Genomic DNA, 14,882 nt, shown 5'->3' with positions numbered 1-14,882 from the left:
AATCTGCCCGTAAGATCAATGAGTTCGACGACCTTGAGCGCGGCCTCGACTTCGTTCTCACCATCGCTCGGCGAGACTGCCGCCAGGCACAGCCGGGTCTCGGCGGCGAAGGCCGACACCGTCAACGGCGGACTGGCTGCCAAGCCCTTCTCGTAGGCCCGCCGCAAAGCCTTGCCGTCAAGCGACACCACCTCGGGCGTCTCTCGGCTGGCTCGGGCGAAAGCTGCGGCAAAGGCAGCAAAGGCGCGACCGAAGGCCTCCGGGTCGAGCAGGCGCAGCAGCCGCGAGAAGGTGTCGTGGCTGGGGGCTGCGTCATAGTCGATCAGCCGCGACAGCGCCTGCTTGCGCTCCTGCGCGAGCAGGGCAAATTCCGTCGCATTGCTGGCGCCGCACAGGCTTGCTGCGATCATCATCACGATCAGGTCGCCAAGCCGGTGCGTGGCGTTGGGCGCGCGTGGATCAGGCACCGCGCCAAAGTAGCTCTCAAGGCAGGAAATGGCAGTCGCTCCTTCGCTCAACTGCCTCTCCAAAGAATCCTTTCTCAGCCTAAACTCAACCCCAAAATCGCCATATGCGATTCCCCTGCCTCGAGGGGGGAGATGGCCGGCAGGCCAGAGGGGGGCGCGAAGGAACGCCAGCCTCTGTTTTCGTTTCCCGCCGGAATGAGCCGATGGCGGCAACTTACAAATTGATCACCAAGGCCGGCGGGACAGTGCCCCCCTCTGCCCTGCCGGGCATCTCCCCCACGAGGGGGGAGATCGGCAGCATCACCCGCCTCTCTTCTTCACCAACCTTGCGTGCCGGCGCCAGTACCACCACGTCAGCACGCGGTTGCGGAACACTCTTCTCATCGCGCCCATGTCAAACCCCCAGCAGCACGCGGCGCTGGCCGGTGAGCTCACTGGGCGACAAATCGGTCTTCACCGTTCCCGCGGTCCCATCATTGGCCGCCAGCTGGGCCCGCAACGCGGCCTCGCGCGCCTGCACGTCCTTGTCGGCAATGGTCGGTGTCGGCGGCAACGGCTTCAGCGCCGGCGGCTTTTGAAAAAGGCACATGGTTTTCTCCAAAGTGAGAGATTCTCGTCCAGTCGTAGAGCAGAAAATCCTCGCCGTTCCGGCCGTAGCCCGGCAGGCGGCAGCGTTGCGTGGCACCAAGCCGGGCCAGCCAGCGCAGCGCCAATTCATTGGCGGCCAGCGCTCGCGCCTCGACCCGCCAGGCGCCGTGCGCCGCAACCTGCGGCCCGAGCACGGCGTGAAAGAATTCCGTAATCCCAGGCACGCAGCGCCTCATGCGGCGCGTGCCCCAGCTCCAGGCGATCCACAGCCCGCTGCGCTGTTCGGCGGCGCCGAAGCCGGCCTCCGGATTGCCGTCGAGCTCGGCAACATAGGCAAACCCCTGCAGCGCCGTCAGCGCCAGCAAAGCCGGCGACCACTCGTCGAACTGGCAGTCGATCTCGGCTCGGTCCTCCGGCCGCAGGTTGGCGGCGATATAGGAGAGATCGCGCAGTGTGGCGGGGATGATGCGGATGGTCACCGAAACGCCCCCAGCGGATCGGCCTGCCCCGCCTTCCGCCGCGCGGCTTTGAACACCGCCGGGTCGACCACCGCTTCCCTCAGCATCATCACGCCATAGCGGGTCGCCGCCATCAAATCGTCGCGCAACTTCACCACCTGGCCATCCCGGCGGTGATAGAGCCGGAACTCCTCGAACCACGGCAAAAGCGTCGAAAACACCTTGAAGCGGCCTGATTGCATGCGATCGAGCATGTCCATCAGCCCGGCCTCGACCGATACCGAACCGTCGGCGAACTGCGCATGGCTGGCGAGCATGTTCAGCCCATGTGCCGAATATTGCTTGGCAAGCGCGGTGCCGGCACCCTCCAGTGTCTCGCGGCGGCCGTCGCGCGGCCATGCCCATGGCAGCCATTCGCCCCACGGTTTCAGAGTCAGCGCCTGCATGGCGGGAGTCTGCTGCGAAGCGCGGCAGGCCTTTGTGACATAGACGACGTCGGCCTCCGTATCCCAGGCGAGCTCGACCGCCGCCGAGGGATGGTCCCAGCCGAAATCGAGTGCGCCGAGCCGCGGCCAATAGCGCGGCAGCGGGAACGGCTCACAGGCGATCAGCTCCTCGGCCACCGGAAATATGCGGCCGGAGCCGAGCACCGGAATGCCTTTGGCCCGCGCCTCACGCTCATGCGCCGGATAGGCGGCAATGATCTCGGCGCGCTGCTGCGGCGTATAATGCTCGGCATCGTCGATGGTCATGAAGGTGACGTGACGGGTCATTGTTTTCACCCTCGCGGCATTGAATCATGGTGGCAGGTGTTGGACGTATGCTGCTGTTCGGTAAGATGTTTTCATGATGGCGGGACAGCGCCCCCCTCTGTCCTGCCGGACATCTCCCCCTCAAGGGGGGAGATGGCAGCTTCAGCGTCTCGCTTATCCGCAAGCATTGGAGATTGGCGAAAGCCAATGCGACATCCAATCTCCCCACTAGAGGGGGAGATGTCCGGCAGGACAGAGGGGGGCGCGAAGGAACGCGAGTTGCGCGATTTCGCAGCCCTGTCATCCCCTCCCCATCCCTCCCACCTGCTCCGCGGACAAAAACAGCAGCACCACGTCCGACATGCCGAGCAGCGGCGTGAAGGTGACGATGGTGATGCCGCCGGTGGCGTTGGTGCGGGTCAGCCCTTCGGAATAGATGTCGAGCGGCGGCTCCTCGTCGAACCAGACGCCGTGCAGCGTTTCGCCCTGCCATTTCTCGCGGCCTTTCTCGTAGCTCTTGAACGACAGCACCGATTCGTCGGCCTGGACATCGCCGCCGCCGCCCCAGCGCACCACGACGCTGTCGAGCGCGCCCGGCGCCCGTCCCGCCATCGTGCTGACGAGGGCGTCGGCCGGGATCATCCCGGTGCCCCAGGCCGCCTGCTGCTGTGGCGGGCCGATCAGGATGCGCTGCGGGTTGTCGCGCGTGCTTTCACCGGTGACGCCGGCCGCCCACATCCGTACCGCACAATCGAAAACCTTGCCTTGCCACCAATCGGGATAGCGGCCGGTGAGGTGCATCGCCCACTCGGCGCCGCCCGCCCTGGTCTTGCCGAGCTGGTTGCCGGCCATGAACAGGCGCTCGCGATTGGTCGCGCCGGCTGCGTGAAATTCGGCCTGTCGGGGATAAGGCCGATAGGCGGCAAGCTGGTTAGTGCGGCGCCTCCGGTCCAGCTCCGCCAGCAGGCTGAGATATTCCTTCCTTGCCGCCGGGCTGGGCGAAGCCTTTTGCGAAGTCCGGCTTCTCGAGGAACGGCCTAAGGACGGCTTCGAGGCCGCGGATGCGCTGCCTGATTTCGTCATCGCTCAATGCATCCAGATTGTTGATGTTGACACTAAGATCCTTGGGCAGCACCGAGAGCACGAGCTTCAGATACTGATCGGGCTTTTCGGCGCGCACCTCGGCGATGACGCCGGCGCCATGGGCGCGGAAATCGGCGCGGATCGCTTCGAGGAAGCCGTCGGCCAGCGTCTTCTTCGCCCGCTTGGTTCGCTTGCCGGGTGCTTGATCGTGCGGCTGGGGATCGCCGGTGGAAGGAGCCTTGGCCATGCCCTACTCTGCCGTCCCGGCGGAGATCGCCGGCTTCTTGTTGGCTGGCCGCACAATGCGCTTGCGCGGCTTGGCCTTCTTGCCGGCGCGTGCCGACTTCGGCTTGTGCGGCTGGCTCGCCGGCTTCGCATCAGTCAGCGTGCCGGGCTTCATCGCACCGGCGTCAAGCAAGGCATTCAGCCGTGCCCTGAGAATTGCCACCGCCTTGCCGTCGAGTGCTTCCGACGGGAAGCCGAAGCCGCCGACCGCATCGACGATACCGCCACGCAGCATACCGATCCGCACGCCGGCGGCGACCAGTTCGAAGCGGCCGATGCGTGCATAGGGTGCGGCGCCGGCGAACTCGCCAATGGCGCTGACGACCTCGTGGCCGTCATCGTCGGTGATGATGGTGGCGTAACGGTTGGACATGGGGATGTTCTCTGGGGTGGGCGCACGAGCGCGTTGCGGGATTCATGGTTGGTGATTTCGCGGTTCCGACGATCGTCAGGTCGCGTTCCTTCGCGCCCCTGTCCTGCCGGCCCCACAGCTGGCAGCTCACGTAACGTTTGGTCGAAAAGGAAGCCTGAAACAAAAAACCCGCCTCGGCGGGCGGGTCGTTGGAGCCAATTGGCACCATACCCAAATTAGTAGCATAGCTGCCGGCACAAAGCAAGAACAAAATGTGGCATCAGCGGAAAAAAATGCACTGACGACCTCGCACCCTTCATCGGTGGACGGCTGGAAAGAGGGGTTCTTTGGCGAGAAAGGCGGGGCATTGCGTGAGACTTGCGTTGATGGGATGGTGTTTGCGCTTGAGGGAACGCGTCATGGGCAATGTCACCGGTCACTACGGCAGCGACGGCATCGTCGATCGCATATTGGCCGCGATCCCGGACGCCGACCCGGCCGGCAAACTCGCCGCCGCGCAACTCTATCCATTCGATCAGCTCCATGGCCGCGAACTGATCGCCACGCGGGAGCATGCTGCCCGTCTTGCGCCTTCGCCGATAGATCGGACCTTGGATATCGGCAGCGGCATTGGCGGGCCGGCAAGATTTCTGGCCTCGACCTATGGCTGCCAGGTCGACGGCATCGACCTGACGCCGGCCTTTGTCGCCGCGTCGAGCCGACTGACCGCACTCAGCGGATTGTCCGACAAGGTTCGCTTCCATCAGGCCGACGCGACGAAATTGCCTTTTGGCGACAGCACGTTCAATGCGGCGATCTGCTTCTATGTCGGCATGAACATCGAGAATAAGGCCGCGGTCATCGACGAGGCCTGGCGCGTGCTGAAACCGCGAGGCAGGCTGATCTGGACCGAGGCCGTGCTCGCCGGCGGCGAGCCGTACTACCCCATGCCCTGGGCGGTTTCGCCGGCGACCAGTCACCTCGCCGATCGGGAAAAATTGAAAACCCTGTTTGCAGATGCCGGGTTTCGCATCGACGAGATCGTCGACGAAACCGGCGAACATGTTGAGCTGGCGCTGCAGAGAGCCAATTCCGGCATCGTGCCCTCGCCGACGCAGCAGCAGGCAAATGAAATCGTCATGGGCGCGGAATTCCTGCAGCGCCGCCGCAACTACATCCGAAGCCTGAGTGACGGAAAGCTCGCCTCGCTCGCCGTGATCGTCTCCAAACCGGCCTGAAACAAAAAACCCGCCTCGGCGGGCGGATCGTTGGAGCCAGTTAGCACCGTACCTAGATTAGTAGCATAGCTGCCGGCACAAAGCAAGAACAAAATACGTTGCGGCGGCAAAAAATGCGAGGTGGTGGGCGAAGCACACCGGCCGGCGAGACGCCACCGTCCGGATCAGAACAGGCATTCGCGCGTTTGAAGCTTAGCCAATGGGAGCAAAAGCCATGAACGTCGCCAATCTGCAACTCGAAGGCCTGCTTATGGCCATCGCATCGATCAATCAGGTCCTGGTCCGCAAGGGCGTGCTCTCTGTCGAGGAGATAGACATCGCCTTGCGCAAGGCCGAAGCCAGCGAGACCAACGAGGAAAGGTCCGAAGGCATGTCGGCGTCGAGCCGCGACGCCGTCAACTTCCCGATCCGACTGCTGGAGTTGGCCAATCAGTGTCAGCCGGAGACGGACATGCCGTCCTTCTCGAAACTGGCGCGCATGGTCGGTCAGATCAAGGAACCTTACAACGACCAGATGTGACGCGGCGATCATAACTGGCGCCGCGATCGGAGTTGACACAGCGATAACGGCTGCCGTGCCGGGCTGGCGGCGACTGCTAGCGGCCCTGCATGATCCTGATGACCTTGCTGTTGTCGGCGGTTGGCGAATGCAGCTTCACATAGTCGGCGTAGGTCAGTCTGCCACTGGCAATGGCATTGCTGATACGGCTGCACAGGGCCGTCTCGTACTTCGCCACGCTCACATTCATGAACGCAGCGTAAGTCTTCTTTTCGCCGAGCGACGTGGATTTCTCTCTTGCAATGCAGTCCTTGATGACCAGGCGCTTCACGGCAGGGCTGCCTTCAAGCGTGGCATGCATCGTGTTGAATTCGCCTTCGGTCAACGTGGTGCAGCCGGCAAGCAGTGACGCGCCGATCATGGCGGCAGCAAAACGCGTGGCGATGTTCATGAATTCCCCCTCAAGACCCGTGTCTTGCTTAGCCCGTCGAAAGTTGGAAGTACAGAGGGAATGCAGGCGCCTCTACAAAAAGCATAAACCTAGAACGCCCGTTACTTTAGCTGTCGCTTTTATTGCAGTCGACCTGCGATGGCCTGAATGACGGGACCCGGCCGTCCTCGATGTCACGACGATGCTGGTGCGGATCGAGACGCCGGATCCGAAATTCCGGCATCACCCCCTGCCAAGCTTCAGCGCCAGGACGCGGCCTGGCCCGTGCACGGCGGCAAACAGCAGCCCGGCCAGGAAGGTGAAATGGTCGACGAAGAAGCCGAACTCCGCCTGGTTGCCGGCCCAGTGCGATGGCCCGTGGAAGGCGAAGCCCAGGAACAGCACATAGGCGCCGGCGACGAGTGCTGCCCAGGAGAAGAAGGCGCCGGTCAGGAAGCATAGGACGAGGACGACCTCGAGCAGGGCTGCGCACCAGGCCAGGAACAGCGGGAACGGAAATCCGGCCGCCGCGATATAGCCGGCGGTGGCGCCGATATCGATGAATTTGAAGGTCACGGCCATCAGGAAGACGGCGGCAAAGATCAGGCGGGCGACAAGGATTGCCGCGGTCTGCCACGGCGACTGAACGGATGATTGAGTGGTTTCCAAGGTCATGATGTCCTCCCAAGAGTTGCGACGGTTTCGCCCCAAGGACGCACCACCAGCCGCAAGCCCGACATCATCCCCCGAAAAACCTGCAGGATACAAGCGCGTAGCGGGCCAGACATTGCAGAACCTGGTTCCTCGCCCAATGGAGGCAGGGCGCATTTGCCCATGCCCCCCACCCCCGTGTTTCCCACCCTAATTGCTAAGTCAATTGGGGGTCAATCCCACCTCTCCCCGAGGGGAGAGGAGGTCGCCTGCGTTGATGCCAGCCTCTTCTCCCCAGCGGGGAGAAGGTGGCCGCCCACGGGTCTTGCCTCCGGCAAGCCCGAGGACAGGCTCCGCGGCCGGATGAGGGGGACTCCCTATCGATTGTCTGCCTTTACTAGGGCGAGGAACCAGGTTCAGGACTACCCCACCTTGGCCCCCGGCTTGCTGATCGGCTCCCGTATCGTTCCATACTGGCTGCCCCAGCGGTCGGTCATCGCCCAGCGTATGTCCCAGAGCTCCGGGAAGAAGCGGTGGCGGGCGCCGGCCTCCAGCAATTCGACCGGCCGGCCCTTCAGCGATTTCGCGCCGAGGCCGATCGTGCGGTGGATGAGGTAGAGGTGGTTGGCGCGGAATTTCTGGAACAGCTCGTCGAACTCGACCAGCGCTTCGGCAACGACATAGCTGTCGCCGTGATCGTAGCCGGCATCGTAGACGTCCTCGACCGAGAGCCCGCGGCCATCGAGGTAGGACGCCTTGAAGGCCCGCCACAGATCGGGCGGCAGCCGCAGCAGCTGCTTGAAGCCCGGCGATTCCTGGCCGCTGCCATTGCCGAGCTGCAACCGGATCTGCTGGTATTCCTTGGGCGACATGGTTTCGAGCAGGTCGAGCTGCGCCGTCATCATGCGCATCAGCCGGTGCACGCGCCCCATCAGCGTGACGATGCGATGCGTGTCCTGCTTTTCCAGGAAATCGACGACGTCGACCAGCGTATAGGCGATGAGCTTCATCCACAGTTCCTCGACTTGATGCACGATCTGGAACTGCAGCTCGTCGGCATTGACCATCTCGGCCAGCGGCTTCTGGCAGGCGAGCAGCCTGTCGCATTTGAGGTAGACGCCATAGTCGCGCATCTCAGGCGTTTCGATGCGGGCATAATAGTCCTGCTTGTCCATGGCCATGCTCCTTGCCCCGGCCGTCGGGCCGCAGGCGCTTGTTGGGTCCCGGTCCCCGAGTCTAATCGCTTTCTTGCCGAACATTGTCCCTTTCTGTTATTCGGCTGGCGGGAAACAAAGGACAAAAACTGCATCTGAAGCGGAAGGAAAGAACGAATGCTGCTGGATGCGGTCGACCGGAAGATCGTCGCGGCGCTCGAACGCGATGCCCGCATCTCCTTTGCCGCGCTCGCCGACGAGGTTGGCCTGAGCAAGACGCCGTGCTGGAAGCGGGTCAAGGCGCTGGAGGACGCCGGCGTCATCCGCGGCTACTCGACCCGCATCGACCCGGCCAAGCTCGGCTTCGGCATCGAAGCCTTTATCCAGGTGTCGATCGATTTCGAGCTGTCGGACGCCTTCGAGGCGGCGGTGCAGAAGCATCCGCTGATCCGCCGCTGCCACGCCACGACAGGCGAGGCCGACTATCTCCTGCAGATCGTCACCGTCGACATGATGGCGCTCGACAGGATGCTGCGCGAGGAGCTCAGCCGGTTACCCGGCGTGCGGCGCACGATCACCTCGATGGCGATGCGCGAGATCAAGGGCGGCATCTCGTTCGCCAATGCCGTCGGGCATACGCAGACAAAGCGATAGACGGGCGGCGGGGCGGCGCCCCGGTCAGGCCCTCGTCACCAATTCGCGCCCCAGCCGCTTCGGTGGCTCGGCGCGCAGAACCACATTTGTCGTCACCGTGCCGTAGTGGCCGATGCTGTCGACGATGCTTTCAAGGTCGGGCGGTGACGGGACCACGACCTTGACCAGAAAACAGTCCTCGCCGGTCACCCGCAGTACCTCGATCACCTCCGGCAACTGGGCGAACTTCTTCAGGCAGGCCTGGATATGCTCATGCGTGGTGCGCAAGCGGATGACCGCCATGGTGCCGAGCCCGAGCGCTGCCGAATTGATCACCGCCTTGTAACCGGTGATGACGCCGCGCTCCTCCAGCCGCTTCACCCGTTCCGAAGCGGCGGGCTGGGACAGGCCGACGCGGCGGCCAAGCTCGGAGATGCCGATGCGGGCATCCTCCTGCATGATCTCGATGATCGCCAGATCGGTGGGATCGAGCCTTGGCCGATAATCGCCGTTCCGCATGATCACCTTTAATCCATCGGATTTCTTCGCTGCTTTCCGATGATCTCTCATTCCGCCGCCTGGGAGAAGACCTAGAATTGCGCGCGTTGCATCAGGAGAGAAGGGCTTCGCATGACCGAATTCATCATTGTGCCGGGCATCGGCGGATCGGGCAAAGCCCACTGGCAGACACGTTGGCAACAGGCGGACCTGGCGATGCGGCGGTTCAGCCCGGCGAGTTGGGACGCGCCGGACTTCGACGACTGGGTGGCTGCGCTGGAAGCCGCTGTAGGCCTGGCAAGGACACCACCGGTGCTCGTCGCCCATAGCCTCGGCTGCCTGCTAGTCGCGCACTGGCAGCGGATCTCGCCCCGCGAGGTCGGCGGCGCGTTGCTGGTTGCGGTTCCGGACCCTGCGTCGCCGGCCTTCCCCTCCTCCGCCCGCGCCTTCGCCGAGACACCGCAACAACGGCTTCGCTTTCCCTCGCTGATTGTCGCCAGCATCAACGATCCCTACGGCTCGCTGGACTATGTCAGGGCAAAATCCGAGCGCTGGGGCAGCGATCTCCATATCGCCGGACCGCTTGGCCACATCAATGGCGACAGCGGGCTCGGCGACTGGCCGGCGGGAATGGAGCTGCTGACGGCTTTTCTCGGGCAAACGCAAGCAAGCGCCCGAGGCGCCGTGCTTCAGCCGTGACCGCATCAGGACGGCTACCGCGCCGCCGCCCTGACCTGGTTGCGCCGCGATGCCGCGCCTCAGTTCGATGCTGCGGCCGGCGAGCTGAGTTCGAGGAACGGTACGGTTGAGCCCGGGATCATCGACTTCGGCAATTCCCCGTTCCATCTCTCCGCCTTGGTCAGTTCGACCAGCAGCGGATTGTTGGCGATTGCGGCGGCGCGGGCCTTGATGGCTTCCGCGGTCGCCTCGCCTTCGATCCTGGTCTTGTAGGCGCTGGCTTCGGCTTCGGCCTTGACGCTGTCGGCGCGGCCCTTGGCCTGGGTGACGGCGATGTCGGCCTTGATCTTTTCCTGCTGCAGGTTTTGTTCCTGCTTCTGCACCTCGACCTGCGCCGTCATCCTGGCTTCGACCGCCTGCTCGTAGGCGTCGGAGAAGTCGATGTTCTCGACCTGCACGCTGTCGATCATCACCGGGCCATCGGTTACCGCCGCAATGGCCTCGGCGACGTCCTTGTTGAACTTCGCCCGGTTCTGGATCACCGACACCGCGTCGTACTGGCCGAACACCGTCTTGATTTCCTGCGGTGCTTTCCTGGCGATGACACGGTCGGCCAGTGCCTCGATCGACCCGTAATTGGTGTAGACGTTGCTGACTTCGGCGGCCGGCACGTGGAAATTGACGGTGACGCGCATGTCCGCCGGCTGCTGGTCGCGCGAATAGGCCTGCATGGCCGGCAGGCCGCTGCAATCGTTCTGGTTCTCGCAGCCCCATTTGAGCACCTGCTGGCGCAGGCTGATCTTCTCGACGCGCTGCAGCCATGGCAGCTTGAAATGCAGCCCGGGATCGACGACCGAGCTCAGCGCCCCGTTGGTCAAGAGCACGCCGCGGTCGCCCTGGTCGATCGTGTACCAGGATCCCAGGAGCGCAAAGACGCCGAGCGCCACGATGACGAGGGCGATCAGGCCGGAACCGATCGACGCCGTCCCCGGCTTGCCCTGCGGACGGCCCGAATTGCCTCGCGTATCGGTCATTGCCCACCCCAACTTGATTGCCCGTGCTGGTTTTGCCCACAATAGTGGCGGCATTGCAATCCTCTGGACATGGAAGGATGTTCGCGCCGGCCGGTCGGACCGGCCGGGTGGTTCGGGCCGGCCAGGGCAATTCCCTACGCCGAAATTGCTTTACGGCACCTGCGTAATGCTGCCGCTGCCTCTGACCTCCGAACGCCGCATGGTCGGGTGCCCATAGACGTCGCCGTCACCGCTGCCGGAAATCGTGACGTCCGCATACGCTTGTGCGGTAATCTCCGCATCGCCGCTGCCGCGGATCTCGATCCGCGCGGATTGGGCGATAAGGTTCCTGAGCCGGCCGGTGCCCGAACCGCGGATATCCAGATCGACCGTTTGGGCGGTTCCGGTTGCGGTAACGCTGCCGCTGCCGCGGATGTTCAGCTGCAGCCCGGGCTGATTGATCTGCGACAGGGCAAGGTCGCCGCTGCCGACCACTTTCCAGTCTGAAATTGCCGGCCCCGACACGCTGACATCGAACCGGGACGCGAACCAGCCCGGTTCGCAATCCAAGGTGAGCCTGCTGCCTTCCATCCGCACATGGTCGATCAGGGTCGACTCGCCGCTGACGACGGCCTCGGCCTTGTCACCCGGCTGATAACGGACTGAAGCCGGCAAAGCGATCGTGAAACTGCCGTCGTTGCGGAACGGCAGCGTGACCTCTTTTCTGGTCGATGTGGTTGCTCCGCAGGTGGATTGTCCGCCAATCCATGAACCCCCGGCGTTGATCCAGTCCGGCCCGGCCAGCCCGATGCCGACGGCCAGGAAGAGCGCGGCGCCGGCCAGTCCCGCCGCTGCGACGAATGCCAGTTTTCCCGTCATGGTCCGTTTCCTTCAACGTGATGACAAATTGCGATCTTGGCACCGCTCAAGCCTGGTTGCGGTCCGGGTGGGTCAGACGGGAATGCATCCGGGCATAGCGCCCGAAGACCTGTATGCCGGCGCTCGACCCCAGCAACAGCAGGGCGCCGCCGCCGAGGAACCCGCACACCAGTCCGGCGCCGATGAAGACGCGGCCAAGCATCGCCGTGAGCGTGCCGCCGGGCTCGAACAGCAGCGTGGTCAGAATGATCTTGATGCCCAGCGCACCGATGGCGACAAGCGTGATGCCAAGGCCGAGCGCAAGCACGACCGCGGTGATGAGCAGCGGCAGCAGGAAGACGATGTCGACGAAGGCAAGGCCGGCAAGCGCGAACGTCGCCGCCAACATGTTCGACACGCTCCAATGAGTTTCAAAACGGCGCAGCCCAGCTTCGGCGCGGAGTTCGCGGGCAAGCCTGGCCGGGTCACCCAGGGCCGCCGCGACCTCCGCTTCGCTGCGGCCCGAGGCATCGGCGAAATGGGCGGCGTAGTCGCCAATAATATCCTCGATCTCCTGAGTTGGCAGGCCGGCGAGCCCCAGTCTCAATTTTCGCAGGAAGGCATCCCTGGTCATGGCAAATCCTCAAGAAGTTTGTCGACTGCGCCCGCGAGCGAGCGCCAGTCGCGGCGATGAGCTTCGAAAGCCTGCTGGCCGAGCGGCGTGAGCCGGTAATATTTGCGCGGCGGCCCGCTGCTCGACTCGACGATGCGGGTGGCGACGAGGCCGTCATTCTGCATCCGCCGCATCAGCGGATAGATCGTGCCTTCTCCCATGTTCACAGCGGCGACCAGCGTGCTGGCGATCTCGTAGCCATAGCTTTCGCCCCGCGACAGCACGGCCAGGACGCACAACTCGAGAGCGCCTTTTCGCAACTGCACCTGGATCGAGTCGGTCATGCGTAACTTCCAATTCAATGGCTGTATATAACACGCTACCTGTTTATGCAAGGTAGCGATTGGTAGCTCGCCAGGCTAGGCGGACAATGGAGATTGGCTTTGAAAACCGCTTGTCTGTTTGACGCAGTTCCGGACGGAAAACCGCCGACACTTTTCTGGAACCGCTTTAGCGGACTTCCACTCCAGCGCAGCGCCGCGCTGGTAGGCGTTGCCTGACGCGTCCTTCTGCCGTTCGGCATCGCTTTTGCGCTTCGGGCAATCCTCGTAATTGTGGTCGCGCCCACCGCAGTAGGAGCAGCATTTTGCCGGCGCGTCGGAGCGAAGCATCGTTGGCATGCACAAGAATGCACGAAAACCCGACAGATTGCTAAGGCTGCGGCACCGGCAAGGTCGATTTCGCCACGGAACCGCTGCCGTCGCATGAAAGTTATCTGCTCATTGCAACCGGAGCACAGGACATGGCCGACGACCAGAACCGCTACGAGACCGGAGCGAGGAAATATCCGGCAAAGACGAGCCCCGACGCGGCCGACGAATTCTCGCAGGGTGCGGCCGGCAACAAGCCACCTCCCGGCGGCATGGGATTGACCAGGCCGGCTGACGATTTCGACGACAAGACCCGGCATTCGGAGGGCCAGAACCCGCCGCGCGCAGCGATCCGTCCAGACGGCAAGGCTACCGTCAAGAAGCCCGGCAAGGATGCAAGACGATGAACGTCGCCAATCTCCAGCTCGAAGGACTGATGATGGCAATCGCGGCCGTCAACAACGCGCTGGTCCACAAGGGCCTGTTATCGGTCGACGAAGTCGACATGGCGTTGCGCCGGGCCGAGGCGGCGATGACAGCGACGAGCGTCTCTATGAAGACATGTCGCCGTCCAACCGCGACGCCGTCTGCTTTCCGCTCAGGCTGCTGCAGGCGGCCAACAATCCCCAGGGCGAAACCGGCGTGCCGTCCTTTGCCGAACTGGCCAGGATGGTCGGCCGGACCAAGGAGCCCTATAACGACCAGATGTGATGGAGGACGCCATGGCCGACGACAAATCCAAGACCAAGCAGGATCGCAAACTGGTCTCCGGCGAAGAGCCATACGAGGTCGCTGCGTTTGCCCGCAAATACGGCATACCGCAAAGCGAGGCCGCGACCATTATCAAGCGCTACGGCCCCTCGAGGAGGAAGCTCGACGCGCATATGGCGAGCCGCAACGCCTGATCCACGTTGGCGGCCGGCGCCGCTCACGCCAGAAGCGTCCCTGCCCTGCCGCCTTGTCGAGATCCGCCCCGCCGGGCGGCCTGCTGTGTGTCAGGCTCGCCGCTGCGGGATTCAACGCCTGGTTTTGATAGCCGTGGAATACTCTCGCGGCGCAACAACTCATTTACCTCGACACTGTACCAGTCCGGTGAGCAAAGCCGGGGGGTCGGATGCAGGAACAACTATTGCGCTACGAATGTGTCTTGGAGCCGAACGGACGATGGATGGTGTGGGACATCGTTCACGATCTGCCGGCGCAATTTTCGCAGATCGCGCTGATCGGCCTGAGCCGTCGTGAAGCGGTTTCGCTCTGCCGGCTGCTCAACGAGACGAGCCGTTCCGAGACGCGGCAGAGCCGGGCCTCCTGAGAAGCGCGTGCGTCTCAGGCCTGCCCAAGCTCGGGGGATTTACATGCGATCGACAATATTCGGTCTGGTCCTGTTGCTGCCGGCCGCCGCCCTGGCGGAGCCGATCGAGACCCAGAAGATCATCACGGCGGCGACCGGCGACTGGAACGGCGATGGCGCCGCCGATCTGGCGATGATCGTTGAGACCGAGCCCGGCTATTCCATGGACCTGCATTTGTTCCTCAGGGACCGCGACGGCAATTTTCTCAGGCCTGCCGGGGTCGTGCATGAACAGATTTACGCGGAATGGAAGGACTACGACCGGCCAGGCCCCGCCACATCCGACGCCGAGCCCGAACTCACCGCGCTCCCCAACGGCTCGATCAAGCTCTATATTCCGGCGATGGAGATCGGCAGCGAGCGGACCAACAAGACGCTGACGCTCGCCTGGCGCAACGGCACGTTCGTCGTCGCCGGTTTCGCCTACGAATATTGGGATTACATGGACGACAATGTTGCCGGCGACTGCGACTACAATGTGCTGACCGGCAAGGGCAAAAGCAGCAAGAAGCTGGCGGACGGCACCACCAGGCACGCGACCGTATCGGTCGAAGGCAAGGTCATCCCGTTCGCGGAGTGGACCCCAGGCACTGGCTTCAGCGCTTGCGGAGCGTGAGAGGTTTCGGTTGCC

22 protein-coding genes and 1 pseudogene are annotated in these 14,882 nt (G+C 63.6%); 9 read left to right on the top strand and 14 right to left on the bottom strand.

The features are described 5' to 3' along the window. The 6 genes from NKJ09_RS30235 to NKJ09_RS30210 all read right to left on the bottom strand — a co-directional run. The coding region (locus NKJ09_RS30235; RefSeq protein ID WP_352764409.1) for an ISAs1 family transposase at window positions 1-518 on the bottom strand (518 nt) is incomplete at its 3' end. A gap of 422 nt (window positions 519-940) precedes the next feature. Further along, complete coding sequence (locus NKJ09_RS30230; protein ID WP_352496074.1) at window positions 941-1,534, bottom strand: hypothetical protein; 594 nt, start codon at window positions 1,532-1,534, stop codon at window positions 941-943. After that, window positions 1,531-2,286, bottom strand: coding sequence for a phage terminase large subunit family protein (locus NKJ09_RS30225; RefSeq protein WP_051409635.1), 756 nt, complete (start codon window positions 2,284-2,286; stop codon window positions 1,531-1,533). Before NKJ09_RS30225 ends, NKJ09_RS30230 begins: the two co-directional genes overlap by 4 nt. 279 nt (window positions 2,287-2,565) lie before the next feature. Continuing rightward, window positions 2,566-3,117 carry a terminase large subunit domain-containing protein gene (locus NKJ09_RS30220; RefSeq protein ID WP_352496073.1) on the bottom strand — a complete coding sequence of 184 codons (552 nt, stop codon included), beginning with the start codon at window positions 3,115-3,117 and terminating at the stop codon, window positions 2,566-2,568. A gap of 79 nt (window positions 3,118-3,196) precedes the next feature. Further along, window positions 3,197-3,595 (bottom strand): hypothetical protein, encoded by a 399-nt coding sequence (locus NKJ09_RS30215; RefSeq protein WP_023718144.1) that lies wholly within the window; start codon window positions 3,593-3,595, stop codon window positions 3,197-3,199. Window positions 3,596-3,598: 3 nt separating this feature from the next. Next, the gene (locus tag NKJ09_RS30210) at window positions 3,599-4,006 is read right to left on the bottom strand and encodes a hypothetical protein (protein ID WP_023718143.1); all 408 of its coding nucleotides are present in this window, start codon (window positions 4,004-4,006) and stop codon (window positions 3,599-3,601) included. A 398-nt stretch (window positions 4,007-4,404) separates the two neighbouring features. On the opposite strand from NKJ09_RS30210, the gene NKJ09_RS30205 reads away from it, so the two are divergent. Together NKJ09_RS30205 and NKJ09_RS30200 are read left to right on the top strand one after the other, a co-directional pair. Next, window positions 4,405-5,223 (top strand): class I SAM-dependent methyltransferase, encoded by an 819-nt coding sequence (locus tag NKJ09_RS30205; protein WP_352764406.1) that lies wholly within the window; start codon window positions 4,405-4,407, stop codon window positions 5,221-5,223. A 214-nt stretch (window positions 5,224-5,437) separates the two neighbouring features. Further along, a complete protein-coding gene (locus NKJ09_RS30200; RefSeq protein WP_023675713.1) occupies window positions 5,438-5,743 on the top strand; it encodes a hypothetical protein in 306 nt (101 codons plus the stop codon). Between the two features lie 76 nt (window positions 5,744-5,819). Here NKJ09_RS30200 and NKJ09_RS30195 read toward each other — a convergent pair whose 3' ends face one another. The 3 genes from NKJ09_RS30195 to NKJ09_RS30185 all read right to left on the bottom strand — a co-directional run bounded on the left by NKJ09_RS30195 (window position 5,820) and on the right by NKJ09_RS30185 (window position 7,978). Continuing rightward, a complete protein-coding gene (locus tag NKJ09_RS30195; RefSeq protein WP_023718140.1) occupies window positions 5,820-6,173 on the bottom strand; it encodes a hypothetical protein in 354 nt (117 codons plus the stop codon). 222 nt (window positions 6,174-6,395) lie between these two features. Further along, window positions 6,396-6,827 carry a DoxX family protein gene (locus NKJ09_RS30190; RefSeq protein ID WP_352481623.1) on the bottom strand — a complete coding sequence of 144 codons (432 nt, stop codon included), beginning with the start codon at window positions 6,825-6,827 and terminating at the stop codon, window positions 6,396-6,398. A 398-nt stretch (window positions 6,828-7,225) separates the two neighbouring features. Continuing rightward, window positions 7,226-7,978, bottom strand: a complete 753-nt coding sequence (locus NKJ09_RS30185) for a tryptophan 2,3-dioxygenase family protein (RefSeq protein WP_352481624.1) — start codon at window positions 7,976-7,978, stop codon at window positions 7,226-7,228. 156 nt (window positions 7,979-8,134) lie between these two features. On the opposite strand from NKJ09_RS30185, the gene NKJ09_RS30180 reads away from it, so the two are divergent. Beyond that, entirely contained in the window at window positions 8,135-8,611 is a 477-nt protein-coding gene (locus NKJ09_RS30180; RefSeq protein WP_031193729.1) for an Lrp/AsnC family transcriptional regulator, read from the top strand. A gap of 24 nt (window positions 8,612-8,635) precedes the next feature. Here the strand turns inward: NKJ09_RS30180 and NKJ09_RS30175 are convergent, their stop codons facing one another. Beyond that, window positions 8,636-9,109, bottom strand: coding sequence for an Lrp/AsnC family transcriptional regulator (locus NKJ09_RS30175; protein ID WP_352496077.1), 474 nt, complete (start codon window positions 9,107-9,109; stop codon window positions 8,636-8,638). A gap of 111 nt (window positions 9,110-9,220) precedes the next feature. Between NKJ09_RS30175 and NKJ09_RS30170 the strand changes: the two genes are divergently transcribed. Beyond that, entirely contained in the window at window positions 9,221-9,787 is a 567-nt protein-coding gene (locus NKJ09_RS30170) for an RBBP9/YdeN family alpha/beta hydrolase (protein WP_352496071.1), read from the top strand. Between the two features lie 59 nt (window positions 9,788-9,846). Here the strand turns inward: NKJ09_RS30170 and NKJ09_RS30165 are convergent, their stop codons facing one another. The 4 genes from NKJ09_RS30165 to NKJ09_RS30150 form a co-directional block, all read right to left on the bottom strand. Continuing rightward, a complete protein-coding gene (locus NKJ09_RS30165) occupies window positions 9,847-10,800 on the bottom strand; it encodes a prohibitin family protein (protein ID WP_352496070.1) in 954 nt (317 codons plus the stop codon). Between the two features lie 150 nt (window positions 10,801-10,950). Further along, window positions 10,951-11,658, bottom strand: coding sequence for a GIN domain-containing protein (locus NKJ09_RS30160; RefSeq protein ID WP_352496069.1), 708 nt, complete (start codon window positions 11,656-11,658; stop codon window positions 10,951-10,953). A 46-nt stretch (window positions 11,659-11,704) separates the two neighbouring features. Beyond that, window positions 11,705-12,271 (bottom strand): DUF1700 domain-containing protein, encoded by a 567-nt coding sequence (locus NKJ09_RS30155; protein WP_023718133.1) that lies wholly within the window; start codon window positions 12,269-12,271, stop codon window positions 11,705-11,707. Beyond that, window positions 12,268-12,594, bottom strand: a complete 327-nt coding sequence (locus NKJ09_RS30150) for a PadR family transcriptional regulator (protein WP_023718132.1) — start codon at window positions 12,592-12,594, stop codon at window positions 12,268-12,270. The genes NKJ09_RS30155 and NKJ09_RS30150 overlap by 4 nt, the downstream gene beginning before the upstream one ends. A gap of 458 nt (window positions 12,595-13,052) precedes the next feature. Between NKJ09_RS30150 and NKJ09_RS30145 the strand changes: the two genes are divergently transcribed. The 5 genes and pseudogenes from NKJ09_RS30145 (at window position 13,053) to NKJ09_RS30125 (ending at window position 14,867) form a co-directional block, all read left to right on the top strand. Beyond that, window positions 13,053-13,307: a hypothetical protein gene (locus NKJ09_RS30145; RefSeq protein ID WP_352764402.1), complete on the top strand. Its 255-nt coding sequence runs from the start codon at window positions 13,053-13,055 to the stop codon at window positions 13,305-13,307. Continuing rightward, a pseudogene (locus NKJ09_RS30140) lies at window positions 13,304-13,611 on the top strand (hypothetical protein). The gene NKJ09_RS30145 and the pseudogene NKJ09_RS30140 overlap by 4 nt, the downstream one beginning before the upstream one ends. Before the next feature lie 11 nt (window positions 13,612-13,622). After that, a complete protein-coding gene (locus tag NKJ09_RS30135) occupies window positions 13,623-13,805 on the top strand; it encodes a DUF3606 domain-containing protein (protein WP_023675702.1) in 183 nt (60 codons plus the stop codon). 209 nt (window positions 13,806-14,014) lie between these two features. Then, window positions 14,015-14,212 carry a hypothetical protein gene (locus NKJ09_RS30130; RefSeq protein WP_031193725.1) on the top strand — a complete coding sequence of 66 codons (198 nt, stop codon included), beginning with the start codon at window positions 14,015-14,017 and terminating at the stop codon, window positions 14,210-14,212. Window positions 14,213-14,255: 43 nt separating this feature from the next. Next, complete coding sequence (locus NKJ09_RS30125) at window positions 14,256-14,867, top strand: hypothetical protein (RefSeq protein WP_023718128.1); 612 nt, start codon at window positions 14,256-14,258, stop codon at window positions 14,865-14,867. Window positions 14,868-14,882 lie beyond the last annotated feature (15 nt).

It is taken from the genome of Mesorhizobium sp. M0189, assembly GCF_040322135.1.
Lineage (GTDB): Bacteria > Pseudomonadota > Alphaproteobacteria > Rhizobiales > Rhizobiaceae > Mesorhizobium.
Note: the sequence above shows the minus strand (reverse complement) of the source record. Positions and strands in the feature narration are given on the sequence as shown.

Excerpts from the sequence above, each read along its gene's own strand:
- NKJ09_RS30225 (WP_051409635.1), bottom strand. The coding sequence starts at position 2,286 with ATGACCCGTCACGTCACCTTCATGACCATCGACGATGCCGAGCATTAT.
- NKJ09_RS30220 (WP_352496073.1), bottom strand. The coding sequence starts at position 3,117 with ATGGCCGGCAACCAGCTCGGCAAGACCAGGGCGGGCGGCGCCGAGTGG.
- NKJ09_RS30215 (WP_023718144.1), bottom strand. The coding sequence starts at position 3,595 with ATGGCCAAGGCTCCTTCCACCGGCGATCCCCAGCCGCACGATCAAGCA.
- NKJ09_RS30210 (WP_023718143.1), bottom strand. The coding sequence starts at position 4,006 with ATGTCCAACCGTTACGCCACCATCATCACCGACGATGACGGCCACGAG.
- NKJ09_RS30205 (WP_352764406.1), top strand. The coding sequence starts at position 4,405 with ATGGGCAATGTCACCGGTCACTACGGCAGCGACGGCATCGTCGATCGC.
- NKJ09_RS30200 (WP_023675713.1), top strand. The coding sequence starts at position 5,438 with ATGAACGTCGCCAATCTGCAACTCGAAGGCCTGCTTATGGCCATCGCA.
- NKJ09_RS30195 (WP_023718140.1), bottom strand. The coding sequence starts at position 6,173 with ATGAACATCGCCACGCGTTTTGCTGCCGCCATGATCGGCGCGTCACTG.
- NKJ09_RS30190 (WP_352481623.1), bottom strand. The coding sequence starts at position 6,827 with ATGACCTTGGAAACCACTCAATCATCCGTTCAGTCGCCGTGGCAGACC.
- NKJ09_RS30185 (WP_352481624.1), bottom strand. The coding sequence starts at position 7,978 with ATGGACAAGCAGGACTATTATGCCCGCATCGAAACGCCTGAGATGCGC.
- NKJ09_RS30180 (WP_031193729.1), top strand. The coding sequence starts at position 8,135 with ATGCTGCTGGATGCGGTCGACCGGAAGATCGTCGCGGCGCTCGAACGC.
- NKJ09_RS30175 (WP_352496077.1), bottom strand. The coding sequence starts at position 9,109 with ATGCGGAACGGCGATTATCGGCCAAGGCTCGATCCCACCGATCTGGCG.
- NKJ09_RS30170 (WP_352496071.1), top strand. The coding sequence starts at position 9,221 with ATGACCGAATTCATCATTGTGCCGGGCATCGGCGGATCGGGCAAAGCC.
- NKJ09_RS30165 (WP_352496070.1), bottom strand. The coding sequence starts at position 10,800 with ATGACCGATACGCGAGGCAATTCGGGCCGTCCGCAGGGCAAGCCGGGG.
- NKJ09_RS30160 (WP_352496069.1), bottom strand. The coding sequence starts at position 11,658 with ATGACGGGAAAACTGGCATTCGTCGCAGCGGCGGGACTGGCCGGCGCC.
- NKJ09_RS30155 (WP_023718133.1), bottom strand. The coding sequence starts at position 12,271 with ATGACCAGGGATGCCTTCCTGCGAAAATTGAGACTGGGGCTCGCCGGC.
- NKJ09_RS30150 (WP_023718132.1), bottom strand. The coding sequence starts at position 12,594 with ATGACCGACTCGATCCAGGTGCAGTTGCGAAAAGGCGCTCTCGAGTTG.
- NKJ09_RS30145 (WP_352764402.1), top strand. The coding sequence starts at position 13,053 with ATGGCCGACGACCAGAACCGCTACGAGACCGGAGCGAGGAAATATCCG.
- NKJ09_RS30135 (WP_023675702.1), top strand. The coding sequence starts at position 13,623 with ATGGCCGACGACAAATCCAAGACCAAGCAGGATCGCAAACTGGTCTCC.
- NKJ09_RS30130 (WP_031193725.1), top strand. The coding sequence starts at position 14,015 with ATGCAGGAACAACTATTGCGCTACGAATGTGTCTTGGAGCCGAACGGA.
- NKJ09_RS30125 (WP_023718128.1), top strand. The coding sequence starts at position 14,256 with ATGCGATCGACAATATTCGGTCTGGTCCTGTTGCTGCCGGCCGCCGCC.